This window comes from Pseudodesulfovibrio alkaliphilus (assembly GCF_009729555.1).
GTDB lineage: Bacteria > Desulfobacterota > Desulfovibrionia > Desulfovibrionales > Desulfovibrionaceae > Pseudodesulfovibrio > Pseudodesulfovibrio alkaliphilus.
Genome location: NZ_WODC01000007.1, coordinates 13,662 through 38,118, shown reverse-complemented (window position 1 = coordinate 38,118; position 24,457 = coordinate 13,662). Strand labels below are relative to the sequence as shown.

General features: G+C 60.0%; 26 protein-coding genes. 6 read left to right on the top strand and 20 right to left on the bottom strand.

Features of this window, described 5'->3' with window-relative positions; translation table 11 throughout:
* Window positions 1–80: 80 nt before the first annotated feature.
* A complete protein-coding gene (locus GKC30_RS10895; RefSeq protein ID WP_155934768.1) occupies window positions 81–698 on the bottom strand; it encodes a LysE family translocator in 618 nt (205 codons plus the stop codon).
* Between the two features lie 433 nt (window positions 699–1,131).
* Between GKC30_RS10895 and GKC30_RS10890 the strand changes: the two genes are divergently transcribed.
* Both GKC30_RS10890 and GKC30_RS10885 read left to right on the top strand, forming a co-directional pair.
* On the top strand, window positions 1,132–1,479 hold the full coding sequence (locus GKC30_RS10890; protein WP_196772864.1) for a GNAT family N-acetyltransferase: 348 nt from the start codon (window positions 1,132–1,134) through the stop codon (window positions 1,477–1,479).
* Between the two features lie 56 nt (window positions 1,480–1,535).
* The gene (locus tag GKC30_RS10885) at window positions 1,536–2,021 is read left to right on the top strand and encodes a phosphatidylglycerophosphatase A family protein (protein WP_155934767.1); all 486 of its coding nucleotides are present in this window, start codon (window positions 1,536–1,538) and stop codon (window positions 2,019–2,021) included.
* Window positions 2,022–2,118: 97 nt separating this feature from the next.
* On the opposite strand, the gene pal is transcribed toward GKC30_RS10885, so the two are convergent.
* From pal to cutA, 12 genes are all read right to left on the bottom strand, one after another.
* On the bottom strand, window positions 2,119–2,511 hold the full coding sequence (gene pal, locus GKC30_RS10880; RefSeq protein ID WP_367614092.1) for a peptidoglycan-associated lipoprotein Pal: 393 nt from the start codon (window positions 2,509–2,511) through the stop codon (window positions 2,119–2,121).
* A gap of 287 nt (window positions 2,512–2,798) precedes the next feature.
* Entirely contained in the window at window positions 2,799–4,109 is a 1,311-nt protein-coding gene (locus tag GKC30_RS10875; RefSeq protein WP_155934765.1) for a PD40 domain-containing protein, read from the bottom strand.
* A 6-nt stretch (window positions 4,110–4,115) separates the two neighbouring features.
* Window positions 4,116–5,030 carry a cell envelope integrity protein TolA gene (gene tolA, locus GKC30_RS10870; protein WP_155934764.1) on the bottom strand — a complete coding sequence of 305 codons (915 nt, stop codon included), beginning with the start codon at window positions 5,028–5,030 and terminating at the stop codon, window positions 4,116–4,118.
* Window positions 5,031–5,049: 19 nt separating this feature from the next.
* Window positions 5,050–5,478 (bottom strand): protein TolR, encoded by a 429-nt coding sequence (gene tolR / locus GKC30_RS10865; protein ID WP_155934763.1) that lies wholly within the window; start codon window positions 5,476–5,478, stop codon window positions 5,050–5,052.
* A 9-nt stretch (window positions 5,479–5,487) separates the two neighbouring features.
* Entirely contained in the window at window positions 5,488–6,189 is a 702-nt protein-coding gene (gene tolQ, locus GKC30_RS10860; protein WP_155934762.1) for a protein TolQ, read from the bottom strand.
* A 77-nt stretch (window positions 6,190–6,266) separates the two neighbouring features.
* Window positions 6,267–6,929, bottom strand: coding sequence for a histidinol phosphate phosphatase domain-containing protein (locus GKC30_RS10855; RefSeq protein WP_155934761.1), 663 nt, complete (start codon window positions 6,927–6,929; stop codon window positions 6,267–6,269).
* 7 nt (window positions 6,930–6,936) lie between these two features.
* On the bottom strand, window positions 6,937–7,431 hold the full coding sequence (locus GKC30_RS10850; RefSeq protein WP_367614091.1) for a bifunctional nuclease family protein: 495 nt from the start codon (window positions 7,429–7,431) through the stop codon (window positions 6,937–6,939).
* Window positions 7,425–8,774, bottom strand: coding sequence for a tRNA (N6-isopentenyl adenosine(37)-C2)-methylthiotransferase MiaB (gene miaB / locus GKC30_RS10845; RefSeq protein ID WP_155934759.1), 1,350 nt, complete (start codon window positions 8,772–8,774; stop codon window positions 7,425–7,427). The genes GKC30_RS10850 and miaB overlap by 7 nt, the downstream gene beginning before the upstream one ends.
* 73 nt (window positions 8,775–8,847) lie before the next feature.
* Window positions 8,848–9,432, bottom strand: coding sequence for an adenylyl-sulfate kinase (locus GKC30_RS10840; RefSeq protein ID WP_367614090.1), 585 nt, complete (start codon window positions 9,430–9,432; stop codon window positions 8,848–8,850).
* Window positions 9,429–10,520: an aminoglycoside phosphotransferase family protein gene (locus GKC30_RS10835; protein ID WP_155934757.1), complete on the bottom strand. Its 1,092-nt coding sequence runs from the start codon at window positions 10,518–10,520 to the stop codon at window positions 9,429–9,431. The genes GKC30_RS10840 and GKC30_RS10835 overlap by 4 nt, the downstream gene beginning before the upstream one ends.
* Window positions 10,521–10,583: 63 nt before the next feature.
* The gene (locus GKC30_RS10830; RefSeq protein WP_155934756.1) at window positions 10,584–11,519 is read right to left on the bottom strand and encodes a carbohydrate kinase family protein; all 936 of its coding nucleotides are present in this window, start codon (window positions 11,517–11,519) and stop codon (window positions 10,584–10,586) included.
* Window positions 11,520–11,597: 78 nt separating this feature from the next.
* Complete coding sequence (gene cutA / locus GKC30_RS10825) at window positions 11,598–11,933, bottom strand: divalent-cation tolerance protein CutA (protein WP_155934755.1); 336 nt, start codon at window positions 11,931–11,933, stop codon at window positions 11,598–11,600.
* 140 nt (window positions 11,934–12,073) lie between these two features.
* Here cutA and nth point away from each other — a divergent pair, with 140 nt between their 5' ends.
* The 4 genes from nth to GKC30_RS10805 all read left to right on the top strand — a co-directional run bounded on the left by nth (window position 12,074) and on the right by GKC30_RS10805 (window position 15,370).
* Window positions 12,074–12,712, top strand: a complete 639-nt coding sequence (nth, locus tag GKC30_RS10820) for an endonuclease III (protein ID WP_155934754.1) — start codon at window positions 12,074–12,076, stop codon at window positions 12,710–12,712.
* A gap of 1 nt (window position 12,713) precedes the next feature.
* Window positions 12,714–13,832 (top strand): tRNA guanosine(34) transglycosylase Tgt, encoded by a 1,119-nt coding sequence (gene tgt / locus GKC30_RS10815; RefSeq protein ID WP_155934753.1) that lies wholly within the window; start codon window positions 12,714–12,716, stop codon window positions 13,830–13,832.
* A 2-nt stretch (window positions 13,833–13,834) separates the two neighbouring features.
* Window positions 13,835–14,512: a YdcF family protein gene (locus GKC30_RS10810; RefSeq protein WP_155934752.1), complete on the top strand. Its 678-nt coding sequence runs from the start codon at window positions 13,835–13,837 to the stop codon at window positions 14,510–14,512.
* A gap of 66 nt (window positions 14,513–14,578) precedes the next feature.
* Window positions 14,579–15,370: a TSUP family transporter gene (locus GKC30_RS10805; protein WP_155934751.1), complete on the top strand. Its 792-nt coding sequence runs from the start codon at window positions 14,579–14,581 to the stop codon at window positions 15,368–15,370.
* A gap of 83 nt (window positions 15,371–15,453) precedes the next feature.
* Here GKC30_RS10805 and GKC30_RS10800 read toward each other — a convergent pair whose 3' ends face one another.
* The 7 genes from GKC30_RS10800 to lpxD form a co-directional block, all read right to left on the bottom strand.
* Window positions 15,454–16,866 carry a YhjD/YihY/BrkB family envelope integrity protein gene (locus tag GKC30_RS10800; RefSeq protein ID WP_155934750.1) on the bottom strand — a complete coding sequence of 471 codons (1,413 nt, stop codon included), beginning with the start codon at window positions 16,864–16,866 and terminating at the stop codon, window positions 15,454–15,456.
* A gap of 97 nt (window positions 16,867–16,963) precedes the next feature.
* On the bottom strand, window positions 16,964–20,113 hold the full coding sequence (locus GKC30_RS10795) for an AsmA family protein (RefSeq protein WP_155934749.1): 3,150 nt from the start codon (window positions 20,111–20,113) through the stop codon (window positions 16,964–16,966).
* Window positions 20,110–21,030 carry a damage-control phosphatase ARMT1 family protein gene (locus GKC30_RS10790; protein WP_155934748.1) on the bottom strand — a complete coding sequence of 307 codons (921 nt, stop codon included), beginning with the start codon at window positions 21,028–21,030 and terminating at the stop codon, window positions 20,110–20,112. The genes GKC30_RS10795 and GKC30_RS10790 overlap by 4 nt, the downstream gene beginning before the upstream one ends.
* Window positions 21,031–21,296: 266 nt before the next feature.
* A complete protein-coding gene (locus tag GKC30_RS10785) occupies window positions 21,297–22,130 on the bottom strand; it encodes an LpxI family protein (RefSeq protein WP_155934747.1) in 834 nt (277 codons plus the stop codon).
* A 9-nt stretch (window positions 22,131–22,139) separates the two neighbouring features.
* Window positions 22,140–22,952: an acyl-ACP--UDP-N-acetylglucosamine O-acyltransferase gene (gene lpxA / locus GKC30_RS10780; protein WP_367614089.1), complete on the bottom strand. Its 813-nt coding sequence runs from the start codon at window positions 22,950–22,952 to the stop codon at window positions 22,140–22,142.
* Window positions 22,952–23,413, bottom strand: a complete 462-nt coding sequence (fabZ, locus tag GKC30_RS10775) for a 3-hydroxyacyl-ACP dehydratase FabZ (RefSeq protein ID WP_155934746.1) — start codon at window positions 23,411–23,413, stop codon at window positions 22,952–22,954. The genes lpxA and fabZ overlap by 1 nt, the downstream gene beginning before the upstream one ends.
* The gene (gene lpxD, locus GKC30_RS10770) at window positions 23,400–24,452 is read right to left on the bottom strand and encodes a UDP-3-O-(3-hydroxymyristoyl)glucosamine N-acyltransferase (protein WP_155934745.1); all 1,053 of its coding nucleotides are present in this window, start codon (window positions 24,450–24,452) and stop codon (window positions 23,400–23,402) included. The genes fabZ and lpxD overlap by 14 nt, the downstream gene beginning before the upstream one ends.
* Window positions 24,453–24,457: the final 5 nt, after the last annotated feature.

Below are 24,457 nucleotides of genomic sequence, written 5' to 3'. Positions count from 1 at the left end.
ATCCATCGCGGTCACAGGTTCTTTCGTTAGCCGACCCGGGGAATTATCTCAACGAAAGATTTCCATGGCCCTGGAATACCCTACTTCTCGCTCACAGCCAGCAGCCCCCCGGCACAGAAGAGAATGACCGCCGTGACCCTGTTCTGCAGCCGGGTCAGGCATCTCTCGCGCAACCAGCGAAAGGTCCTGGCTCCGAAAAGGGCGTAGGTCACTGCGCTGCTGCCCTGAACGACGAAGAAGCTCGCCGCCAGGATGAGGAAATGCACATCATAGTGGCCCGGGTCGATGAACTGCGGAAAAAGCACGGTGAAGACCAGAATGGATTTGGGGTTGGACATGCCAGTGGCATAACCGAGGCAGAACAACCGCGCCAATGTCGTGGTCGGCCTCGCCGGGTCCCAGGAAGCGTCCACCGGCGGCTGCCGCCAGTTCCTGACGGCGAGAACCAGAAGATAGACCACACCGACCCACTTGATGATGCCAAATATCAGACTTGAACTCTGGACCACCACGCCAAGCCCGAGATAGACGATGAGCATCTGCGTAACATAGGCGCATGAACCGCCCGCAATGGCGGGCAGCGTCCGGGCAAATCCGTTACGCACACTCGAGGACATGGAGAACATGGTCATGGGTCCGGGCGTGTAGGCGATGGCTGTCATGAGCAGAAGATAGGCGAACCAGGTGTTGAATGCCATTGACGGCCCCTTGCAAAAAACAATGATTGCCGGACCATAATCCACTCCCAGAACAGTGTAAATACGGGCACACGGCCATGATGTTCTTTTTCCCGATTATCGGCCCCGTTGTCATTGAGGAAAAGATCCATCGCCCCTTCTTCCCGGACCGAATCGGAAACGGCTGAAATGACCAAAGGCATACCGGACGGCTGCGTCCTTGACGGTTCTTGAGAACACAAGATACAGGGACGCGAACGTAGCCAAGCCTGTTGTGCAACGATACCGTCTGCATGCTCACAGCAGCCGACGACCGCCGAGGAGAAAGACCGTGCATGTGGAACTGACAAGGCCGACCCCAAGCCATTTCCCGCGCATTGTCGAGGTGTGGGAAGCCTCTGTCAGGGCGACACATGATTTTTTGGCCGCTGAGGACATCGACTTTTTTCGTCCAATGGTCCTTGATGCTTGTTCCCAAGTCAAGGAACTGTGGGGCGCCGTAGACGAATACGGGGACATCCTCGGATTCATGGGGTGCGTCGGGAACAGAGTCGAGATGCTCTTTGTCGCCCCAGCCTTTTTCGGGCGAGGAATCGGAAGTACCCTGCTAATACATGGGATCAGGACACTCGGCGCCACGTCGGTTGACGTGAACGAACAGAATCACGGAGCCACGGCGTTTTACCTGCATCACGGATTCGAAGTGGCGGGTCGATCTCCGGTTGACGGCACTGGCAAGCCATACCCGCTGCTCCATCTGCGACTGCCGCCAAAAGCGTGCCCCCTCCCCTCCCACCCCTGAGGGGCGGACCTGAACTCGCGGCAAAAGGCCATACCGGCCCATCGAACAAGACATTAATGAGGATCTCCGTGAAATCCACATCCCCAATCAATACTCTGGGCACTGCCCTGGCCACCCTTGGCCCCATCGGACATTTTCCGAAGGCCCCTGGCACATGGGGGTCGCTGGCCGCTGTGGTGGCCGCGCCCTGGCTCTTCCTGCCCCTGCCGCTGTGGGGGCGGTTGGCCGTCCTGGCTCTGATCTTTGCGGTGGGAATCTGGGCCTGCGGGGTGGCCGAACGCACCATGGGCCGCAAGGACCCGGGCTGTGTGATTATCGACGAACTCTTCGGCCAATGGCTCACACTGCTCTTTTTCGCGGCCATGCCCATCTGGCAGCTCGGCCTCGCCTTCATCCTCTTCAGGGCCTTCGACATCCTCAAGCCCTGGCCAGTAAAATGGGCCGAGACCGCCTTCCCCGGCGGCCTGGGCGTCATGGCCGACGACGGCGTTGCCGGGCTCTACGCCCTGCTCTGCCTGCACTTTGTCGCATGGATTCTTTGAACCTGACTTCAGCGAGCCTCTGCCCCCAGACCCATGATCGTAAAAAAAAGGCCGCCCCCTCGCGGGGACGGCCTGCAAAACATCCTGTCTGCGAGCGTTACCGGACCACGAACTCGGCCCGACGGTTCTTGGCCCAGGCGGTTTCATTATGGCCGGGATCAAGAGGACGCTCCTCGCCGAAGCTGACGATGCTCATCCGGCCCGGGTCCACGCCCAGAATCACCAGATGCTCGTAGGCTGCCCGAGCCCGACGTTCGCCCAGGGCGAGATTGTATTCCTCGGTGCCGCGTTCGTCGCAATGCCCTTCGATGATCACCCGGACATCGGAGAATCGGCGCATGATGTTCGCCTTCAGCGCCAGGATGGAGCGAGCCTCCGCGTTCAGTTCGTAAGAATCAAAGGCGAAGTGAATGGTAACGCTGGTCAGCTCCTCCACCGCCTCGGCCTTGGCGCGGCGCTCGGCCTCGGAGGCCAGCGTGGATTCATCCACAGAAGGCTGCGCGGGCGCGGGCGGCGGTGTCCACCTGCTTTCGTCCGTAACCTCGACCTGAGTACCGGGGGGGGTACTGGTCGTTGTTTTTTTGGCACACCCGGCCCCGGCGACGAGCGCGAAGGCCAGAAGAATCATTGCCGCGAGATGCCATTTCGAGTTCATGCCCACTCCTTGAGGTAGGGCCGTTTTTCGGCCATTGACGTTTGAGCTGCCCGGGAAAAAGGAATTTCCAGAATATGGTGTACCTTTTCTCCGTGAAAAATCAACCCTGATCCAGTGACGATTCACCATTGCAACGCCGTATCCCACGCAGGGGCAAAGGCCTGCCCCGGCCCGGTGGAGAGCATCCGTGGCGTGTCCCCGTGCCGCGTGGTGAGATATAGCTTGAACTCACCAGTACGATTGGAGGCGAAAGCCAGAAAATATCCATCCGGGTCGAATGCTGGATATTCATCGCTTCCGGGTCCGAACGTCAACTGTTTCTCACGTCCGGTCGAAAGATCGTGGAGAAAAATCCGATGCCCCCCCGGGGTGCGATGGGTATAAGCGATGTAACGCCCGTCAGGACTGATGCAGGGATGGGTGTTGTATGTGCCGCTCATGGTCACGCGACGGACCTGCCCCGACTTCATGTCCATCAGATAAATATGCGGGTTGCCAGCACGGCCGGAGGTGAAGGCCATTTTGGAACCAATACGGTCAAAACTGGGAGAGACCTCGATATACGGACTACTCGCCAATTTGCGTTTGGGCCTGAACGATTCGTCCAGTTCATGGAGGTCCGTGGTTCCGTGAAGATTGAGGGCCGCCACAGGCATGTCGCCGGGGCCGAACATGGGGCTTATCACCGTTGTGCCGAGCCCCTGAGAGTACAAGGTGATCTTCTGCGTTTTGCTGTCGTACACCCCCAGCTCGTGGCGGGTCTTGGCTATGTGGGTGAAGATTATCTTCGACCCGTCGGCCGACCAGGACGGGCTCAGGTTGTAGCCGCCAAGTTTGGTGATGCGCTTCAGCTCGCGCCCCTGGGGCAGGACGGTGAAGATTTCCTTGCCCTCTCCCTCCTGCTTGACAAAGGCCAGCGGCGAGTCGAAGAACCCCTTCTTGCCGGTCAAGGCTTCGAGAAAGGCGGAGCAGAAACGGTCCGCGGCCTGGGCCAGGGTGATCTCGCCCACATCGTTGTATGCCTTGCCAACCACGCGGCGGCCGCCAAAAGTCTCAAAAACCCGCGCCTCCACATATCGCCCATTCCAGCCCGTGGTCATGCAAAGGTCGATACGGGCCAGCTGCATGGGCCGAAAGTCGATATCCCCGCTGCCGACGCCCCGGCTCGGGTCTCCGCCGAGCAATTCGGACAGGGGAATAACTTTCAGGAAGGGAATGTAGCTCAGGTTGTTGGCCACCAGTTCCTCGAACGCCCTGGCCTGAGGCTGGGGCAGTTCATTGCCGCCAAGCGATTTGGGCGGCAGCAGAACGATGTTGACCATGCGTTGACCGGGGCCGTGGATGTCCACGGTAAGCGGTCCCGAACCGAGGGCCGAGGTCGCGGCGAATACCGCGACGACAAGCGTGGCGCAAAGCGTCAGAATGCGTTTCATTGCGGTTTACTCTGAAAGTTCCTGGCTGTTGAAGTTGATGCGGAGGACGCGATCCCTGTCGGTCCTTGGCCGCTCCACAGACTCGGTTTCCCTGATGGCCCGCAGGGCCGAGCTGTCGAACTCGGGATTGTTCGACGACTGGATGACCCTGGAGGAAAGAATTCTGCCTTCGCCGTCAAGGGATATCTCAACGGTGACGACCATGTTCGTCTCGCCCGCGAAGCTCGGATAACGCCAGTTCTTCTTGATGGCCGAACCAACGATAAGGGCATAGACCTCGGACAAGCCCGACCCGCTGCCGCCGACCACCCCGCCCGCAATACCGCCTTCCTGGCCACCCTGCTGACCGCCGTGGGCATAGACCTGAGCGCCCTCGCGCTTCTTGATGGCCGCCAGCTCCCTGGCGATGGCCGCGCTCTGCTGCTGCTCCTGGGTCTTGGCCTTTGCCTGGGCCGTAGCCAATCCCTCGGCCAGCATCTGCTCCGCAGTTTTTTGCGGCTTGGGCTCGGGCTTTTTGGGTTCGGGTTTTTTCGGCTCGGGCTTCTTGGGTTCGGGCTTTGGCTCGGGCTTGGGTTTTTCCTCTTTCTTGACCACTGGCTGCCTGTCCACCTTGGTCGGGCTGATGTCTTTTGGCTCCGGCTTGGCCTCGACCACCGGCACGGGCTTGATCTCTGCCACTGGTTCGGACGCGGCTTCGACTACGGGCACAGGGACCTGGGAAGGAGCTGTCTCCGTAGCGCTCACGGCCTCCACCACCGGGGCCGGTCCGGGCGGCGGCGGAGCCAGCGTCACCAGATCCACCGAATAAACCGGGCGATCCATGCTTACCCGCACGGTCTGACCCCCCGACCAGAACAGGGCAAATGCCATGAACGAGGCGTGGAGCACAAAGGAAATCGTGAACCCGAGACTTTGCCGCATTGGGAGCTGTCATCCAGAGCTATTTTTTTTGACCTTGGGTCTTTCGGTCCGAGGTCTCCTCAGCCACGATGCCCAGACGGTCGATACCCGCCGCCTTGATCTCGCCCATGACCCGGACAACCGTTCCATAGGGCACTGCCGCGTCGGCCCGAAGATAGAGCTGCTTCATCTGCCCGGAGACCAGTCGCGTCAGGTGGCCCTCCAACTCGTCCTCGGCAACCTGGTACTCGTCGAGAAACAAGCTGCCGTCGCCCTTCACGGTGAGCACCAGATGCTCGGAATCCTGAGGCAGACTCTTTACCGTGCGCGTGGTGGGCAGGTCCACTTCAACCCCCTGGGTCATGAGCGGCGCTGTGACCATGAAAATGATCAACAGCACCAACATCACATCCACAAAGGGAGTGACGTTGATCTCATTGAGAAAACCTCCACCCGTCTTGATCGCCATGACGGCCTCCTACTGCTCGCCCTTGGTGGCCCAGGTGATCTCGCGCTCGGCGCGGTTGAGAAACGCCCCGGCAAAATCGATCATCCCGGTTTCCACCTCGTTGAGCTTGCCGAGGAAGTAGTTGTAGAAAATCGTCCCAGGGATGGCCACCAGCAGACCAATGGCCGTGGCCACCAGCGCCTCGGATATGCCGGGAGCCACGGTGGCCAGTGCTGCGGACTGGGTCAGCCCGATGGAGTGAAACGAGTGCATGATGCCCCAAACCGTGCCGAACAGGCCGATGAACGGGGCCGCGTTGGCACAGGTGGCAAGAAAGGGCAGATTGTGGGTCAACGAACGCATTTCCTTTGAAATGCCTTGCTTGAGCACTCGGCGCAAGGTGTCCTTGACCAACAGCCTCTTGCGATCGCGGTTGACATCCGCCTTTTCCAGCAGGCGGAATTCCTTGACCGCCAAGGTGCTCACCCGCGAAAGGGGCGACTGTTCCCTTGAGCCCAAGGCCTTGAGCCCGGACGAAAGGTCGCCCGCGGACATGAAGGCATCATACCCCTCCATGACCTTCTTGCGGGCCGCGCCGATGGTGAAAAACTTGTGGAAGATAATGGCCCAGCTCCACAGGGACATGCCCGCAAGCAGGAGCATGACCATTTTAACGGCCAGTGTCGCCCCGGCCAGGAGGGAGAAGAGATCGCTGTCAGGAAGCATGTTCATGGTTTCACCCCACCAATACGTATGTTGCGAACCGTCTCAAAGGGTTCGAAAAGACTGGTTGAAAATTCGCACCCTGATCATCTGGCCGTTCGGCGCAGACAACGCTCAACTATCTCGCGGGCGTTGGCCTCGGTCTGGCGGTATTCCTCGGTCGTCAGCCCCGCGCCCAGGGCGATGGTTCTGCGCAACTCTCTGGAGACGAGATCCCTTGGCGAATGTGCATCATTGTTGACCACCAGTCTGGCGCCGAGCCGACGGGCCAGCGCGGCCACATGCCCGTTGGTGTAACTGTGACCACCCCGAGTGGTGATCTCAAGGGCCACGCCCTTTTCGGCGGCCAGGGCCACCTCTTCCTCGGTGATCAGTCCGGGATGCGCCAGGATGTCCACCCCGGCCTCAATGGCCGCCAGATTGGTGCCCGGAGCAACGGGCTCAACAGGCGTCTCGCCGTGCATGACCACTATCTGCGCCCCGGCCTCACGGGCCTTGAGGGTCATCTCGCCGATGAGTGGCGGCGGAATATGCGTCAACTCCACCCCTGCCAGAATGGTGATGTCGTAGAAATATCCGTGTCGCTTCACGAAACGCAGGATGTTCTCGACAGTGAAGTAGAGAGTACTCTCATCGGCGTGGTCGGTCATGCACAGAGCCTTGTAGCCGACAACCTCGGCCCTGCGAACAAGCTCCGCCGGAATGAGTTCGCCGTCGCTGAAGACCGTGTGCGTGTGCAGATCGATCATGGAGGGCCTACATCTTGTATTTTATGTCGTCTTCAGAAAATTTCTCAAGCTCTTCCGCCCACTTGTCAGCACTCTCGGTCTTGATAACGCGTTCCGCCCCCTGCTGCATGGCGCCGCCCCCCTGCTCAAGCACATGGTCGGCGGCACGGATGGGGCACTTGGCCCGCACGGCCAGGGCGATGGCGTCCGAGGGGCGGCTGTCGAGCCGGCGAACCTCGTCGCCACGGGCTGTGACGATCTCGGCAAAGAACGTGCCCTCGCGAATGTCCGTGACCTCCACGCCTTCGACATTCCAGCCAAGACCAAGAATGGTCCCGAGCAGCAGGTCATGGGTCATGGGCCTTGCAAATGGAACCGCATTGATGGCCACGGAAATGGCCATGGCTTCCATGGCGCCGATCCAGATGGGCAGCACTCGCTCGCCCCCCGACTCCTTGAGCACGAGGATGGGTGCCTTGCTGTTCTCGTCCAGGGCAAGTCCAAAGATGTCCATCGTTACCACGGTATTCCCGTTCCTTCGCCCATGAGAGAATGTTTCTTTGCCTCAATGATCCTGACTGGTACCAGCATGCCCACAAGGTCGTCCGCATGCCCCTTTTTCATGTGCACATTGACGATGCGTCCGGCCGGGTCCCGCCCTTTCCAGGAGGGAACCTCTCCCCCCTGCATACGGCTCAGGCCCTCGATAAACACGTCGGTTTCCATGCCCTCAAGCATTTTTAGACATTTTCTAGTAATACTATTTTGCAGAGTCTGCAAGCGCATCAGACGATCCGCGGCCACTTCGGGGGCCACTTTGGGCTCCATGTTCACGGCGGCCACCCCCGGACGGTCGGAATACTTGAAGGAAAAACTCGACTCGAAGCCCACGGCCGCCATGACATCAAGAGTGGCCTGAAAATCGCGCTCTGTCTCGCCGGGAAAACCCACGATGAAATCCGTTGTCAGCGCCATCTCGGGCCGAGTCCTTTTGAGAGCCTCCACAACACCCATGTAGCGATCGAGCGTGTACCGGCGCCGCATGGCCGCAAGGACCGCGTCGGAGCCTGATTGCAGGGGCAGGTGTAGCGACGGGCACAGGGTCTCGTACTCTCCGAAGGCCGCTATGACTTCGGGCGCAATGTCCTTGGGGTGCGAAGTGGTGAAGCGCAGCCGGTCGAGCCCCTTGATGGCTGCCACCCTGCGCAGGAGCTGGGCAAAGGTGGTCCCGACCCCGCCCTTGTCCATGCCGAAGCTGTTGACGTTCTGCCCGAGCAGGGTGATCTCGCGCACTCCGGCGTCAACAAGCGCCTGGCACTCGGCTACCACCGCGTCCGGGTGGCGCGACTTCTGGCGGCCCCGGGTATAGGGCACGATGCAATAGGCGCAGAAATTGTCGCACCCCTGCATGATGGTGACGAATGCCTGCCGGGCAAATTGGACAGATTGCGCAGGCACGGACTCGCGCTCGTCATAGGTCGGCATGAAATCCAGCAGGGCCAAACGCTCCTCCATTCCGGCTGCGATGCGCTCAAGGGCGTTGGGCGCCCCTGCAATGCCGTCTGAACCAAAAACAAGACGCACGAAGGGAAACCGCTCAAAGAATCCCCGGCCGATCTGCTGGGCCACACAGCCGCCAACAGCGGCAAAAACTCCTGGATCTCGCCGCAGATGGCCGGCGATGCGGCCAAGTTCGCTGTAAACCTTCTGTTCCGGTTTGTCCCGGACACTGCATGTGTTGAGAATGTAGACGAGAGCCTCGTCCTCGCCCGTCTGTCGCCACCCCCGGCTCTCCAAGGCGCTGGCCAGCCACTGCGAATCATGGACATTCATCTGGCACCCGAAGGTGGTGATGTGAAATTTCATGCAATCAAATCCTGCCCGGTGTCACCGGGCAATTGCGGGTTGAAGAGAAAAATGCGTCGCGGCGATCAGAGCCTTAAGCACTGTCGATCCAGGTGTCCAGAAAGTGCAAAACCTTTTCCAGAGTCTGTTCGCGGGTCAGCCGGGTATTGTCGATGGTGAATTCCGCATCCGGGTCTTCCTCAAAGGGCACGTCCACACCGATGACCTCGCCCAACCCCGGACACGCTTCGCCCGTTTGTTGACGGCGCAGCGCCCTGCGGTAAAGATCGGCAGCCACGAGTCCCTCGGGGCGTCCGGCCTCGCGCCGGATGGCCTCATCCAGTTCGCAGCGCACAAAGACCTCGGCGAACCGCGGGATGCTTTCTCTGGCCCTGGCGCGCATGACCACCTTGTGAGCCGAACCGTCCATGAGCACGTTGCGCCCCTGCCAAGCCAGTTCCACGGCCTCGTCCACAAACATGGCATAGGCCGCCTCGCGCTCCTGCGCCGTGTACTTCGGCTCGGGGAAATAGGTCTTTCTCCGCTCGTCCATCTGAAGCAGCACCGTCTCCATCCCCCGCCCGAGCAGGTGGTCGCGCACCCCCCTGGCAAGAGCGCTCTTGCCGCTGCCCGGCAACCCCACGAACCAGACCGCGAATCCAGGCACCTGCCCTTTCACGCTCCCCGCTCCATGTACTTGTCGATGTTTTCCCAATCGAACACATCGTCCTCAAGCACGTTGACCATGAGATTGAAGAGCCCCTGTCGCACACTGGCCGGATGGTCCGGGTACCACTGGGGCGAGGCGATGACCAGGGCGCGAAAGACAAAGAACGGCGCCAGCACCTCCAGCACCTCGGCATCGCCGGTTCGCTCCAGGTATTCGCCGAAATAGACGCGGTAGAGGCGCTCAAAGGGTCCGGCGAGTCTGTCGTGGCCATAGAGACTCCACAACAGATAGTTGATGGCCATGGTGGCCAGATCGCCGCCGGGCTCGCCCCACTCACCCCGGCTGCGGTCAAGAACCGAGAACTCGCCTTGCTCCGTGACCAATACGTTCCAAGGATGGAAATCGCCATGCACCGCACTGAGCCGATGGGCGTAGCCACGAAGCTTCCAGCGCCAATCCACCAACCGCTTCTCCAGGGCAATGAACCGGGCATCCTCAAAGGCCGGATATGGGTGCGGATACGCCTCGTCGATCATACCCAGGATGCACTCGCTCGACCCTATCAAATTGCGGATGCGTCGATGATACAGCGGTGCATCGTCAAGCTTGCGCGAATGCACCCGAGCCAACCAGCGGGCGTAGTCCCGGGCCAGCTCCAGGTCCGAATCGCGAAAGTCGCCCAAGCGGATTCGCTCAAGATCCAGAAAGTAGTCGTGTCCCTCCAGCTTCTCGTTGACAATGAAGAACTCCCTTGGCCGGTCCACTGGTATAAGGGCGTTGTCGTCGTCCACGTAGCCCAGGCCCATGGGACGGACATGACGCTCCATCCGCGCCGAGGTCTCATGCTGAAACATCAGGATAGCCGCCCGATCCCAATAGAACTGGTGGCCATACTTGTCCCCCTTCATGATGGACAATACGGCCTCGCGGATCTCACCGCCCGCCATGAAACGGATCAGCAGGGGTTTTCCGTAGCCGAACCCCTTCATGCCCTGGGCATCCAGGCTACCGATGTCGCCTGCGGCCAGCAGCTTGGCGTCATCGCCGTAGACCCTCTTGAGATACGTTTCGATGTTGGCGATTTCCAGCCGAATCATGACGCCTCCTTACCTTGGGCCTGTCTGAGCCCGGATCGGGCCTTGGCCGAGGCGACGCAGGACCTATTCCAAAGGTCCGAAGCTCGCCTCGTAGCGCTTGGTGAATTTCTGGAAGGAGAAGCGGTGCTCCTGTGTGCCCTTGTGCTCCACAGCGTATGCCGCGCACACCGAACCGAGCCGGGCCGCCTCGGCCACGGTCTTTTCCATGGCCAGCCCCTTGAGCAACCCGGCACGGAAGGCATCGCCGGCCCCGGTGGGATCGACCACAGAGCTTACGGGCACAGCCGACACATGGGTCTCCTGACCCTTGCAGTTGACCACCGACCCCTTCTCGCCCAAGGTGGTGATCAGGTAGGCCACGCGCTCCACCACCTCGGCCTTGGTCATTCCGGTGGCCTTGAGGATCATCTCCAACTCGTAGTCGTTGGTGATCAAAATCTCCGCGCCGTCAAGCGCCTGGACCAGTTGTTCACCGCTGAAGGCGGGTATCTGCTGGCCCGGATCGAAAATAAAGGGAATGGCATTCTCCCGGTAGTAGCGGGGGTGATCCATCATATCCCCGAGGTTGCCGGGGGAGATGATGCCCAGGGCATCGGCGGAATCGATGGTGGTCATGTCGAACTGGCAGGGATACTTCATGGCTCCAGGATTGAAGCCGGTGATCTGATTGTCCGCCTGGTCCGTAGTGATGTACGCCCCGGCGGTAAACTCCTGCTCCACGGTGCGGATCCCCTCCGCACCAATGCCATGCTCCTGCAGCCAGGTATCGTATGCGGCGAAATCCCTGCCCACCTGACTGAGCAGAACCGGCTTCTCGCCCAAAAGCGACAGGTTGTAGGCGATGTTGCCTCCCGTGCCGCCGAATTTCTCCTCCAAACCGTCAACCAGAAAGCAGACATTGAGAATATGGAGCTTGTCAGGCAGGATATGATTGGAGAACTTGTCTGGAAAGGTCATGATGCGGTCAAAGGCGAGAGAGCCGGAAATGTAAATTTGCATTCTTCCTCCTGAAGACGGCTGGTTCGATGACCGGGACAGTAAGGCCAGCCGTCGGGAAGTGTCAACGGCCCTGTGCGGTCATCCTTCTCCCCGGCCTCCCGGTCGGGTTTCCTCGCGAATCCAGGCAAGAAAGTCCGGGTTGCCCCCCTCAATGGGCAGGGCCACCACGCAGGGGACATCATACCCGTGCATGGCCCGCACCGCCTCGGTCAGTTCGGGCACCAACTCGGTGCGGGTTTTGGCGATGACCGACACCTCCTCGCCGCGCTCCACCCTGCCCTGCCACCAATACATTGAACTTATGGCGCCCAGAACATTGACACAGGCGGCCAGCCTGCGCTCCACCAGCACCCTGCCGATGTCCTCCGCCTCCCGCATCGTTGCGCAGGTCATGTACACGAACGATTCCGTCATCCTGGCCTCCAGAATTTCGTGGTCCGACATATCAATGATACATTTTTCATCCTGCGACGCAAAGAGTGTTCACCAATTTGCCGCTTGAGCCCCGGCTTCGGTGATGCTAACCAGTGACCGTCAACAACCGCGGAGAACTCATGAACACAAAACATCGCGCCCGCGAGATATACGCCCGGCTCAAGCGTCGCTACCCGGCACCGGCTCCGGCCCTGGACTGGAGCGATGCCTGGGAACTGCTGGTGGCCACCGTGCTGGCCGCCCAATGTACCGATGAGCGCGTGAACAAGGTCACGCCCGTGCTCTTCGCCCACTGGCCGGACATCGCCTCCCTGGCCGAAGCGGACGTGGCCGAGGTGGCGGACGTGGTCCGCTCCACCGGGTTCTTCAGAAACAAGGCAAAAAACCTCAAGGCATCGGCAAATCGGATCATTGAGGTCTACGGCGGCGAAGTGCCCCGGACCATGGCCGACCTGATCACCCTGCCGGGCGTGGCCCGCAAGACGGCCAATATCGTTCTCTCCAACGCCTTTGGCGTCTTTGAGGGCATCGCCGTGGACACGCACGTCAAGCGCCTCGCCTTCCGCCTCGGATTGACCAAAAACATTGACCCGGTCCGCATCGAAAAGGATCTCATGCCCCTCTATCCACGCGAGACATGGGGCGAGATCAACCACTTCCTCGTCTACTTCGGTCGCGAGGTCTGCCCGGCACGTTCGCCCCGGTGCGGGTCCTGCGAACTCGACGACCTCTGCCCTAAACATGGAGTCAAGGCTTAACATGAGCATTCCCGGACAATTCACACTGCACACCACAGACGGCCAGGCCCGCCGGGCCACCCTGACCACGGCCCACGGCGAAATCCAGACGCCCATCTTCATGCCCGTCGGCACCCAGGGAACGGTCAAGAGCTTAAGCCCACTGGATCTTGAGGAGATGAACGCCCAGATCATCCTGGGCAACACCTACCATCTTTATCTGCGTCCCGGCGACGAACTGGTGGCACGGCGCGGCGGTCTGCACCGATTCGCCAACTGGAAACGGCCCATACTGACCGACAGCGGAGGGTTCCAGGTCTTCAGCCTGCAATCGATCCGCAAGCTCTCCGAGGAGGGGGTGGAATTCCGTTCCTACATCGACGGATCCAAGCACTTCTTCTCCCCGGAAAAAGCCATCGACATCCAAAAGAACCTCGGCTCGGACATCATGATGGTTCTCGACGAATGCGTGGGCTACGGCGCGGACAGGGAATACACCGAAAAATCCCTGGAAATGACAACCCGTTGGGCCGAGCGCTGCCGCACACATCACCCCCGCGGCACCAATGGGCAGATCATGTTCGGCATTGTTCAGGGCGGTTTCTTCAAGGATCTTCGGGAAAAAAGCCTTGATCAACTGCGCGGCATTGATTTTGAGGGCTTTGCCATCGGTGGACTGTCAGTGGGGGAATCCACAAAGGAAATGTACGACATCCTCCACCATATCACCCCCTTGATGCCCGCTGACAAGCCACGTTATCTCATGGGCGTGGGCACTCCGCTGGACATCCTTGAAGGAGTGGCCGCAGGCGTGGACATGTTCGACTGCGTGCTTCCTTCGCGCAATGCACGAAACGGCACCCTCTTCACCTCACAGGGCAAGGTGAACATCAAGCGGGCCGAGTTCGCCGAGGACGACTCGCCCCTTGATCCCGAGTGCGGCTGCTACACCTGCCGCAACTTCACCAAGGCGTATCTGCGCCATCTGTACATGGCCAAGGAACTGCTCTCCTACCGACTCAACACCTACCACAACCTGTATTTCTATCTCGACATGATGAAGCAGGTACGCGCATCCATCGAAAACGGCTCCTTTGCCGAACTCAAGAGGCGGTTCGAAGCCGCCTACGCCACGGAATAACCATGCGCCGCTTGCTCGACGGACTCCTCAGGCTCATCGGGGCCGTCACCCTCGCCGGGCTTGTGCTGGCCTTGGGCCTGATTATCGGGGCCGGTCACTGGATGCGGGTCAACGACGCTCCGAAACAGGCGGACTACATCATTCCCCTGGCTGGAAAAACGAGCAGACTGATCAAGGCGGCAGAGCTGTACCACCAGGGATTTGCCCCGGTCATATTGATGAGCAACGCTCGCGAGCTGCCGCCTTCGCGACTCGACGAACTGCGCCTTGAGATCGGATTCCCCAACTACGAGACCCATGAGTACCACGCTCGTCTCGCCGCCCTTCTTGGAGTCGGCGACGCCATGGGAGGCAGCTTCGGCAACGGCCACATCAGCACCGTTGAGGAGGCCGAAGCCCTCAAGGCGCATCTCGCAGGGAGCACTCCACGACTGCTGCTCGTCACCTCGCCCACACACACGCGCCGGGCCAAGATGGTTTTCGAAAGCACCTTGCCCGAGTGTGAAATCACCGTCGTGGCCACGGACGAGGACGGATTCGACAACACTTGGTGGCGCGACCAACGGATGGCCCAGTTCCTGGTCATGGAGTTCGCCAAAACCGCCCACTACCTGTTGGGCGGCGTATTCAGATCAACGGATGGAAGCCCGACGGCGGCCGACTCCGGCAAGAGGAACTGACCAATACGACATCTCGTTTGATCGCGTTGACACAACCTCTCCCCGAAAGGAGAAAAGGAATCGTCAATGACCGCGTATCTCGTTGTGTTTCTGGCCTCCATCGCCGCCTCGGGACTGACCCTCTATTCCGGCTTCGGACTGGGCACCTTGCTGCTGCCGGTCTACTCGCTCTTTTTTCCTCTGGAGGTCGCCGTGGCCGCCACGGCCATGGTCCACGGCGCCAACAACGCCTTCAAAATCGGCGTGGTCGGAAGACACGCGGACAGGTCCCTGGTCATGCGGTTCGGTATTCCCGCCATCCTCGCGGCTTTTGTCGGGGCGGCATTGCTCGGATACGTGGCGCATTTTGGCGAAATCGCCCGCTATTCCCTGGGCACCCATGAGGCCGTGGTCACGCCCATCAAGCTCTCCATAGCCCTGCTCATGCTCGCCTTTGCCCTTTTTGAGCTGCTGCCCTCTCTGCGCGGACTGAAGTTTGACAGGAAATACCTCTTTCTCGGGGGCCTTCTTTCAGGATTCTTTGGCGGATTCTCGGGACACCAGGGCGCTCTGCGCTCGGCCTTTCTTGCCAAGGTCGGCATCTCACCCCAGGCGTTCGTGGGAACCAACGCCGTCATCGGATTCATGGTGGATATGATCAGAATAACCATCTATGCCGCAGCCTTCATGACGGCCGGCACAATGGGCCTTGCAGACACCGCTCAGTGGCCCCTGATCGCCACCGGGACAGTGGCCGCCTTTGCCGGAGTGCTGCTGGGCAAACGCTACCTGCACAAAATGACCATGAACAGCGTCCAGGTCATCACAGGAGCTTTCCTGCTTGGCATTGCCATCGCATTGGGACTCGGAATTGTTTGATTTTTCTCAAAAACAAGCCAGGCTATCGCACCCAGGACCGCCGCTAAGGGCCAGAGCTTCGACAACCCGCGCTTGGATCACGACTACCCAACCACCTCGCCCCCGCTGGGCTCGTGCTGATCGGCCACCACAGGCCGTGCCGACGCGGGAGCGGGGTCGGGATAGTGACTGGCGCATTCGAGCAGGGTCATGTTGGCCTGACTGCTCATGGCGTCCTGGCCCAGTTTTTTGAACAGCTCATCGATGAAGCCGAACTTCTCGGCGAAATCGCGGAAGACCCGGTTGGCCGCGTCCATGTTCACGGCCCTGACCACGTCAAGCACCCGGACCTCGTCGAGGGAACGCACCGGGGCATAGACCTCCCGGTCATGCTCGTCGGTCAGCACCGTGTATCCCGCCCGTTGCAATACCTGGAATATGTCGGAAACCAGCGTGGCCGGGGCCATGATTCCTTCGGAAATCTCCTCCACCGAAGGCAGCGGTCTGCCGTCGTGAAAGCGTTTGGCCAGCAGGCTCATCATCAGCACCGCAATCTTTTGCCGCTCAAAGGGCGTGGCCTTGCCGAAATAGCGCTGCCTGACAAATGAGTTGAGGTTCTGCCAGGCGTAACTGACCTCGCAACCGAGAAGCACCACAAGCCAGCTGATGTATATCCACATGAGCAGGAGCGGCAGCTGGGCAAAGCTGCCATAGATGGCGTTGTACTTGGCCGCCCCGATCTGCCAGTGGATATAGAACCATTGGGCGGTCTGCCACAGCACCCCGCCCACCACACCGCCCAGAATTGCAGCTCCGAGATGCACCTTGGTGTGGGGAATGAAGGCGTACATGAAGGAAAAGGCCATGGCGATGAGTGCATAGGGCGTGGCCTTGATAAACGCCGCCTCAAGCAGGCCGATGGCCTCGACACTGAGCAAGCCAGTGACGATCTGCTGCTGTTGCAGGCTTAGGTTGAAGCTTGAGGCTATGAGCAACACCATCGGACATATGAGGATTATCGGGAAAAAATCGGCAACCTTGCGCCACGTGGATCGCCCCTTGGTCACACTCCAGATGGTGTTGAACGCCTTCTCGATGGTGCCCACCAGGGAGAGCACGGTAAAGAGCAACGTGGCCACGCCCACCCAACCCAGGGCCTGAACATTTGTACGGTCGATGTATTCAATGATCCTGTCGGCCACCTCGGCCCGGCCCGTGGTCAATTTGAGAATCAGGGTGCGAATGAATTCCGTGTTCTGAAGCCCGAACCCCTTTGAAATGGAAAAAGCCACGGCCAGGAACGGCACGATGGACAGGATGGTGGTAAAGGTCAGGGCGGCTGCCCGGATAAGGCACTGGTCCTTGATGAATCCGAAACCGACGAGATAGAGCAAACGCGAAATCGATCGCCACAACCGCACCGGCAACGGGGTATCCTGGTCGTTACTCGTCCAGATGCCTTCGGAAAAATGGCGTTTGAATTCCCTGGCCTTTCGTTCGAGATCTTCCTTGGTCATGGCCGCTCCGTGTGGTGCTCGCGATCACCCGGTCACAAGATCGCCCGGGCAAGACGACCATACCCGGCTTTGCCCTCCCCAGGCAACCCGGCATGTGTCATTTGAACAGATCGCGCAGAAAATTGAAGGATCTTTCCGGCAGACTCAGAATGTTGCGCACCGTGTCGTTGAGGATCCTATCCTTGGGAATCCTGACTTCCGGGTTGGAAAGCTTGCCGACCAACTCTATGGTCAGGCTCGGCACCACCACGAAATCATTGCGTATGGCCAAATTGATGGTGTCATCGGGCAGGCTGAACCAGCCAGTACCGTAGCATTGCAGCACAGGAGGCGCCTCCACCCGGAATGTGTTGGCCGTGAAAACGCCCTGCTGAACCGCGAACTCGCCGTAAGCCTTCCAAAACGAGGTTCGCCGTGTTCTTGGATCATCGGCTATCTGTCCTATGGAGCGATCCGGCTCGGTTGAAGATTTGACTTCGTACCCGGTGAATTTGAAAGACCCGTTGCGAATCTGCACCTGTGCCGAGCCGTTCAGGTTGGCCAGGATGTCGTCATCCGTGCGGCCGGAGCTTTCGAGGTCAAAAGACACTTGGGTGGCACCGCGCACATAGTCCCTGCCCGCCACATCCTCCAAAAGAAGACCGGCCTGCATCTGAGTGACCCCCAGACGCATCTTGAGGACCAGGGAATCCTTGACGACCTGACCGGCAAGCTCTCCGGTCAAGGTTCCCTCGTGGACCGTGCCCTTGACATCGCCCACATGGATGATCCCCTTGTCAGCATGGACTTTGGCCGAAAAATCCCGCGCTCGAATCTTGCCTAACTTGAACTCCTGGAATCGGCCCTGGCCGTCGAGGCGCAAACCGCGCAGAAAGTTCAAAGGCAGATCCACCGGAGGGTTCCGGGGCGCCCTGCCTGCCTGTCGCTCCTCCTCGGTGGGAGATGGCGGCAAATAGCGGTCAATATCCAACGCTCCGGCGTCAAAATCAAAGGCGAGCATGGGGCTTGACAGGCCCGTACCGACCACACGGCCACTGATGGGCATCCCATCGAGTTCGGCAATCACATCGTCAAGAATGAAACCATCGGCATCAAGGGTGAAGCGGCAGGCAAGGCTGGCCGAGCCCAGGGCCTCGGGGTCTTTGGTGGCGATATGGCCGCCGCCCAGTTCGCCGATACTCCTTCTGGGATCAAGCCGGGGCAGCGAAAACTGGCCCGCGGCATTGAATCGCGTATCCATGTTGGTGACATGAACCTCGCCCAGAAGATCAGCACCCAGTGTCGTCAGCACTCCCTTGACCAGCGAGGCGGTGTGCGAACGGGTGTCAAAGGCCAGCTCACCGGCCAGAGTCAAAGCGCCTTCCCGACCAAGAAAGATCGGGCCGGACACCTGTCCGCTTGTGCTCAGACCCTTGCCTGCGACAAAGGGAGCGTCAATCCCCAGCGCAAGCGGTCCGGCCATGGTCCATATCAGCGATTCGCCCTGGACCGCTCCCCTGGCATCCACGCTGGTCGACACGGAAAAATCGTACTTGTCGCCCGATGTGCCTCCACGTGACTTGAACACCGACGAGGCAACGGCCCTGGCTACCTCGCGATACACGATGCCGCCGTCCCGACCCGCAATCCCCACTCTCCCTCTGCCCAAGCTCAGTTCAACCTCTCCGGACAGGGCACGGAGTATGCCGATAGACCGGACATCAGGCGGGCAGACCAGAGAACTCGTCTCCACACGCGCAACAAGAGTGGACGGCCCGATCAACCGCAGCGCCCCGGTGGCAAAAGGAGCGAACCCCACAGGAAGCAACTCGGCCCGAAGCTCGCCGCGCAGGGCCAGCGTTGGGTTGCCGCTTGCCTCGTCGCGTCCCAGGGCAAAATGCGCTCCGGTCTTAAGATGCACCCCGTCCGGGACAACAGCCGAGGCCTCTGCTTCAATAGCTCCGCCTTGGGCGTCGACAGCCAGCCTCACGTCGGTGCTGGTCGTCTCAAACAGCCTGAAACTGTCCATGGAAAGTGTTCCCTTGCCACGAAGATCCCGTGCAAAACCCAAGGGATAATCAGCCCAGATAAAGGGCTCGTCGGTCATGATCAAAGGCAGATAGCGGTCCAGGTCAAAGGCGTCGCCCCGCAAATCAAAGGTCCAGACCGGGGTGTTGAAATCCCTCAAAGACAGATCGCCGCGCAGAGTCTGGTCATCCAGGGTCAGGGTCATGCCGGAAAAAAACAAGCCATTGGCGTCCACATTAAGGGCCGTGGAAAAGGTGCTACGCTCCAACCCATCAACCTTGGAAACCGGAATCCCGGGCGCATACCTGGTGATAACCTTGGCCGGGGAGAACGGATGCAAGGTGACGGTACCGGAGGCTCCCAGCGAACGACCGAGATCTGTGCTGTGCAGACTCCCTTCGACCATGAGTCCGAGGAAGCGGCCACGAATGCCCTCAAGCGCCACCACTCCTTTGTCCCAGTCCGCCGTCAACCGGGCCGTCAACTCTGCAGGAGAAGCGCCCCGAGGCAGGAAGCGGCCGCCTATCGAGGCGGACAGGCTCGCCTCCTCCAGCGCGAACCCGGACCAATCCTCGTCCATCCTCACCATGCCCTGAATGGTCAGTTTTGACTGCACCCCCTCATGGCCCCACGAAAAATCACTGTCGGCCACAAAGGGAACACGCTGACCGGAGCGAATCCCGCCTGTGCGCAGGTCGATCCCCCCCAGGTCGAAATGCACACCGCCCTGATGATCCCGATAGACTATGGAAGCATCAGAAATCTCAAGACCGCTCAGAGAAACGGTATCGACCCGGAATGAGGCCGTCCCGGATCCTTCCCGGCGCCCCATATCTTCCAACAGCGCCAGCCAGTTGAATGTTCCTTGTTCCGGACGGACAACATTGACCCGCACCCCCCGGGCCACGATGGACTCGATCTCCACGCTTCCGGAAATAAGCGGCATCAGACGGACGATGACATGCACGATGTCTATCTCGGCCAGAGGAGTGGCACCGTACTCGGCAGCGTCCTCCACGATCAACCCCCGGACCTCAAGCGAAGGCATGGGATACAGGGCGATATCCAACCCGCCCTCAAGGTGCACGGGCCGCCCCAGAACCCCCTCTGCCATGGAGGTGAAACGAAGACGAAACTCCTCGCTGTCCACATAGAACGAAGCCCAAAGGAGTACGGCAGCCACAACGATGACGCAGGCGACCACCGCCTCGAGGACCACTTTGCCGACACGACCGATCATGAACGCCACCTTCCGGCAACACCGCGGCGGTCAGCGCCCTCAAGACGAATCAATGCGGAAGCGCCGAGCCGCAGCCCGGTTTCCGCCGCAACCCGTTCGCATTTGACCTTAAAGGCGCAGTAGACGCCATCCATGGAGCCCTGAAGCGCCTCGAAGTTACCCTGCCCCTTGGACAAAACGACATCGGCATCACGCAAAAGCCGGAGAAATCCAGGCGAGCACCTGTCGAGCACTGTGCCCGGCGTATCCACGCCGCTTTCCGTCACCCGGCACAGACGGGTCATGCCAACCTCTGCCGCATCGTCCAGTGTCGCATCGTTGAGGATGGGTCGCGAGCGCACCGCATAGGTCACGTCGCAGCCTCGGGCAAGCAGTTGCCGAACCAACAGCGTGTCCAGGACAATTTCTCCCGCGTTGTCGCCAAGCACCATCACCCTGGCTCCCGTAAGGGTCTCGGCACTGAACCGGGCGAGAATGGCGGGATCGACGCATCGGTCCAACGCATCCAATTCCGACTCCCAATCGAGATTGAGGTCAACGCCCCGGTCCATGCAATTGCCGATAATGGCCAGTTCCAGTGCCAGGGCAAGCGGATGGCCGCCCGGTTTCGCTGCCTCGGCGTCGAGACGCGCCTGAAGACCGGGCAGCAGCCGTAACGCGGCCTGGTTATCCCTGCGTTTGTCGTCGAGATAGTAATCCGCCGGACAACCGCCCAGTTCAACCACGACCTCGGCCACGGTGTCCGCCAGATGTCTGGCAATGACCGGCGGCGGCACGTTCAGATCCAGCCCGGCCAGTCGATCCTCCCACGCCTCGGCGATACGTCGGCGGCCCGCCTCATCATCCGGCAGAGCTAGCCGCGCCTCGCGTTGCGCCATGCGCCCGAAGCACTCAAGGCATGCTGTCGCTGTATTCATCGTCCATTTCCGGTACTGCGATCACGGTCCCGACATCCAGACGGTCTGGAATTCGATGCTCATGATTCCAACACGTTGAGGAGAAAAAATGGCACAACATGCCGGTCATTGCAAGAAATCCCGATATCTGATCGGCCGGGGGGCATTGCCCTTTCCGGCAGACCGACCAAGGCGGTCAAATCTCTTGACGTGGTTCATGGAAGCGAAACGCGGACTGGAAAGGACCATCATCGCCCTCCCCACCGCCTTGTGGAAGAACGATCAAATCATTCGTGGAATTGATCCGAGGAGAGTCCGACTATGGCGATTCCGGCCTTGTCGGCCAGGGCCACCGCCGCTTCACGGTCGAAAAAAAGACTTTTGCCCCCTTCAATACCAAGGCAGGAAGCGCTTCCCTCGGCCATGATGCGAACGGTGTCGAGACCGAGGCTGGGCAGATCCACCTGTTCCTGCTGGCCGGGTTTGAATATCTTGACGATCACGCACCCGGGACCGCCCAAGGCGCACCCCCGGGCAATGGCTTGATCCGTGCCCTCCAGCGCTTCGACGGCAGAGATGATCCCCTCGCGAAGCACGAGGCACTGGCCTATATCCATCCGGCCGAGTTCCTTGGCGATCCGCCATCCAAAGCGCAGATCTTCCCACTCCCTTCCGTCTGGTTCGCGCCGGGTCATGACCCCTGTGGGGGTGAGCAAATCCGGCAGATATTCATGGGCAGGAATCACGGGCATTCCTTCGCGCTCCAGTTCTCGAGCCAATGCGCCAAGAATGGCCGAATCGCCCTTGCCCTTCTGACTGAAGAGAAGCTTCACCGCGCGCATATCCAGATGGCGAATGTCCATGACCTTGGGCTTGTCGATGGTTCCGGCCATGATTACCCGCTGCACCCCGTGCTCGCGGAAATAGTCGATGAGCTTTCCGAGTTTTCCAAGCTTGAGTTCGCGCCAGACATCCGCATGGGCGGCCACCTCCATATTGGTATGGCCGGTGAATCCGGCCACCACCAAACGACACCCATGCGCCTTGACACCCTGGGCCACCAGCAAGGGAAACTGACGCCCGCCGGCAATCAATCCGATGGTGGAAATGGCTTCGCTCATGGCGACGGCTTACGGCTCCTCGTGGCAGTTGCGCTGTTTGTGGTCAGGGGTCACACCATTCTTGCTCTCGCGGATGAAGGCCACCAGCCGGTCCACCTGGGGAATGCCGACAATCTCGCGCTCCACCTGGGCCAGCCCCTGTTCACGGGTGAGACCCGATCGGAATATGATCTTGTATGCCTTCTTCAATCCTTTGCAGGCTGCCGCATCAAAGCCGTTGCGGCGCAGACCGATGAGATTGGGTCCAAAGAGCATACCGCGAACGCCATGGGCCAGCATGAAAGGAGGCACGTCGAGCTTGTATCCGCTGGCGCCGCCCAAAAAGGCGTACTCACCTATACGGATGAATTGCTGTACTGCGGAGAGACCGCTGATGATCACGTTGCGGCCCAACACGACATGCCCGGCCAGATTTACGGCATTGGCCATGATGACGTTGTCGCCGATGACGCAGTCGTGCGCGATGTGTGCATAGGCCATGAACATGCAGTTGGACCCGATGCGAGTCTCGCCTTCGCCTTGGACCGTACCCCGGTGGATGGTGACGCATTCGCGAATCCTGTTGTTGTCACCAATTCGGGTATAGGTCTTCTCGCCCTTGTAGGCCGTGTGTTGAGGCTCACCGCCAATGACTGCATGGGGGTGGACATGATTGCCGCTGCCAAGTTCGGTGAACGACTTGATCACCACATGGGATTCAAGAAGCGAACCGTCACCGACTCTCGCCTCGGCACCGACCACAACAAATGGACCGATATGAACATCAACGCCGAGCTGGGCAGACGGGTCGATGACCGCGGTGGAATGAATCTCTGTTGCCACTACATATCCCCTTTCTTGGCCACAGCGGCAGAAAACTCGCCTTGGGCCACTACATGACCATCCACCTCGGCTACGCCCTGCATGCGCCAGATATTCATCTTGTGCTTTTCATAGGTGACGTTGAGCATCAGCCTGTCACCGGGAACCACCGGCTTGCGGAACTTGACCTTGTTCAGGCCAGTGAAAAGGAACACCTTGTCCTCAAGGGGTTCACGCACTGTACTCATGACGAAGACACCGCCAGCCTGGGCCAGAGCCTCAAGGATAAGCACACCGGGCATCACCGGAAGTCCAGGGAAATGTCCCTGAAAAAAAGCCTCGTTCATGCTGACATTCTTGTACGCCTTGAGCCTGACGCCGGGCTCGAACTCCAAAACCCGATCCACCAGGAGGAAAGGGTAGCGGTGAGGCAGCATCTGCATTATCTGCCTGATGTCCAGAAGGTGTTCACTGCTGCTCATGGTCGCTCCCCTTTGGGGCGGCCTTCCTGACCGCCTTGAGTTCCTTTTCCAGAGCCTTCACGCGTCGAAAGAGTTCCGGCAGCCTGGGCATGCACGAACCAGCGGCCCTGAGGAAGGTGGTGGCAGGCATTACCGGGCTCCCGGCCAACCTGCTGCCCCCTTCGATCTTGCCGGAAACACCGCTCTGCGCCCCGATCATGGCTCCGTCGCCTATGTCCGCATTGTCGGCAACGCCCACCTGTCCTGCAAGGATGACGTTGTCGCCCACACGGGAGCTGCCCCCGATGCCAACTTGGCCGATGATCAGGCAGTTCTGCCCCACCTGCACGTTGTGTCCGATCTGCACGAGGTTATCAATCTTTGTACCCCGGCCGATACGCGTGGTGTCCAGTGCAGCCCTGTCAATGGTCGAGTTGGCACCTATCTCAACATTGTCTTCAACCTCCACGATGCCGATCTGGGGGATTTTCATGTGTCCAAGAGGTGTTTGGGCGTACCCATAGCCATCCCCGCCGACCACCGCCCCAGGCTGGAGGATAACATTGTCGCCAAGGATCACTCCGCCCATGACCACGGCATTGGGATAGAGCTGGCAATCGGAGCCGATAACACTGTTCTCCCCCACATAACAGCCGGGAAAAATGATGCTGTTGGCACCGACAATGGCCCCGGCCCCGATAAAGGCGAAGGGATAGACAGTGGCCGAAGCATCGACACGGGCCTCGTGATGAATAAAGGCAAACTCGCTGCCACCGGACAGGCATCCCTGGGGAACAGCAAAGACATTCACCACCTTGGCCAAGTCCATGTAGACGTTGGCGCTGACCAGCGCACGGGCAACCCGATCGGCATACGGGCCGGAGGTGAGAACACATCCGGCCCGGGTCGAATCCAGCAAATGCGCGTACTTGGGGTTGACGAGAAAGGAGATTTCGTCGGGTCCCGCCTTTTCCAGGGTATTCACCCCGGCAATCTCCATATCGTCCCCGGTGTGGTCAAGGCCAAGTTTTTCGGCAAGGGCCGACAACTTGATCTTCATCGTGA

Excerpts from the sequence above, each read along its gene's own strand:
- GKC30_RS10835 (WP_155934757.1), bottom strand. The coding sequence starts at position 10,520 with ATGATTCGGCTGGAAATCGCCAACATCGAAACGTATCTCAAGAGGGTC.
- GKC30_RS10890 (WP_196772864.1), top strand. The coding sequence starts at position 1,132 with ATGGTCCTTGATGCTTGTTCCCAAGTCAAGGAACTGTGGGGCGCCGTA.
- cutA (WP_155934755.1), bottom strand. The coding sequence starts at position 11,933 with ATGACGGAATCGTTCGTGTACATGACCTGCGCAACGATGCGGGAGGCG.
- GKC30_RS10885 (WP_155934767.1), top strand. The coding sequence starts at position 1,536 with ATGAGGATCTCCGTGAAATCCACATCCCCAATCAATACTCTGGGCACT.
- GKC30_RS10895 (WP_155934768.1), bottom strand. The coding sequence starts at position 698 with ATGGCATTCAACACCTGGTTCGCCTATCTTCTGCTCATGACAGCCATC.
- GKC30_RS10790 (WP_155934748.1), bottom strand. The coding sequence starts at position 21,030 with ATGAATACAGCGACAGCATGCCTTGAGTGCTTCGGGCGCATGGCGCAA.
- GKC30_RS10830 (WP_155934756.1), bottom strand. The coding sequence starts at position 11,519 with ATGCAAATTTACATTTCCGGCTCTCTCGCCTTTGACCGCATCATGACC.
- GKC30_RS10805 (WP_155934751.1), top strand. The coding sequence starts at position 14,579 with ATGACCGCGTATCTCGTTGTGTTTCTGGCCTCCATCGCCGCCTCGGGA.
- GKC30_RS10875 (WP_155934765.1), bottom strand. The coding sequence starts at position 4,109 with ATGAAACGCATTCTGACGCTTTGCGCCACGCTTGTCGTCGCGGTATTC.
- GKC30_RS10795 (WP_155934749.1), bottom strand. The coding sequence starts at position 20,113 with ATGATCGGTCGTGTCGGCAAAGTGGTCCTCGAGGCGGTGGTCGCCTGC.
- tolQ (WP_155934762.1), bottom strand. The coding sequence starts at position 6,189 with ATGAACATGCTTCCTGACAGCGATCTCTTCTCCCTCCTGGCCGGGGCG.
- GKC30_RS10810 (WP_155934752.1), top strand. The coding sequence starts at position 13,835 with ATGCGCCGCTTGCTCGACGGACTCCTCAGGCTCATCGGGGCCGTCACC.
- tgt (WP_155934753.1), top strand. The coding sequence starts at position 12,714 with ATGAGCATTCCCGGACAATTCACACTGCACACCACAGACGGCCAGGCC.
- fabZ (WP_155934746.1), bottom strand. The coding sequence starts at position 23,413 with ATGAGCAGCAGTGAACACCTTCTGGACATCAGGCAGATAATGCAGATG.
- tolR (WP_155934763.1), bottom strand. The coding sequence starts at position 5,478 with ATGGCGATCAAGACGGGTGGAGGTTTTCTCAATGAGATCAACGTCACT.
- lpxD (WP_155934745.1), bottom strand. The coding sequence starts at position 24,452 with ATGAAGATCAAGTTGTCGGCCCTTGCCGAAAAACTTGGCCTTGACCAC.
- GKC30_RS10855 (WP_155934761.1), bottom strand. The coding sequence starts at position 6,929 with ATGATCGATCTGCACACGCACACGGTCTTCAGCGACGGCGAACTCATT.
- miaB (WP_155934759.1), bottom strand. The coding sequence starts at position 8,774 with ATGAAATTTCACATCACCACCTTCGGGTGCCAGATGAATGTCCATGAT.
- nth (WP_155934754.1), top strand. The coding sequence starts at position 12,074 with ATGAACACAAAACATCGCGCCCGCGAGATATACGCCCGGCTCAAGCGT.
- tolA (WP_155934764.1), bottom strand. The coding sequence starts at position 5,030 with ATGCGGCAAAGTCTCGGGTTCACGATTTCCTTTGTGCTCCACGCCTCG.
- GKC30_RS10785 (WP_155934747.1), bottom strand. The coding sequence starts at position 22,130 with ATGAGCGAAGCCATTTCCACCATCGGATTGATTGCCGGCGGGCGTCAG.
- GKC30_RS10800 (WP_155934750.1), bottom strand. The coding sequence starts at position 16,866 with ATGACCAAGGAAGATCTCGAACGAAAGGCCAGGGAATTCAAACGCCAT.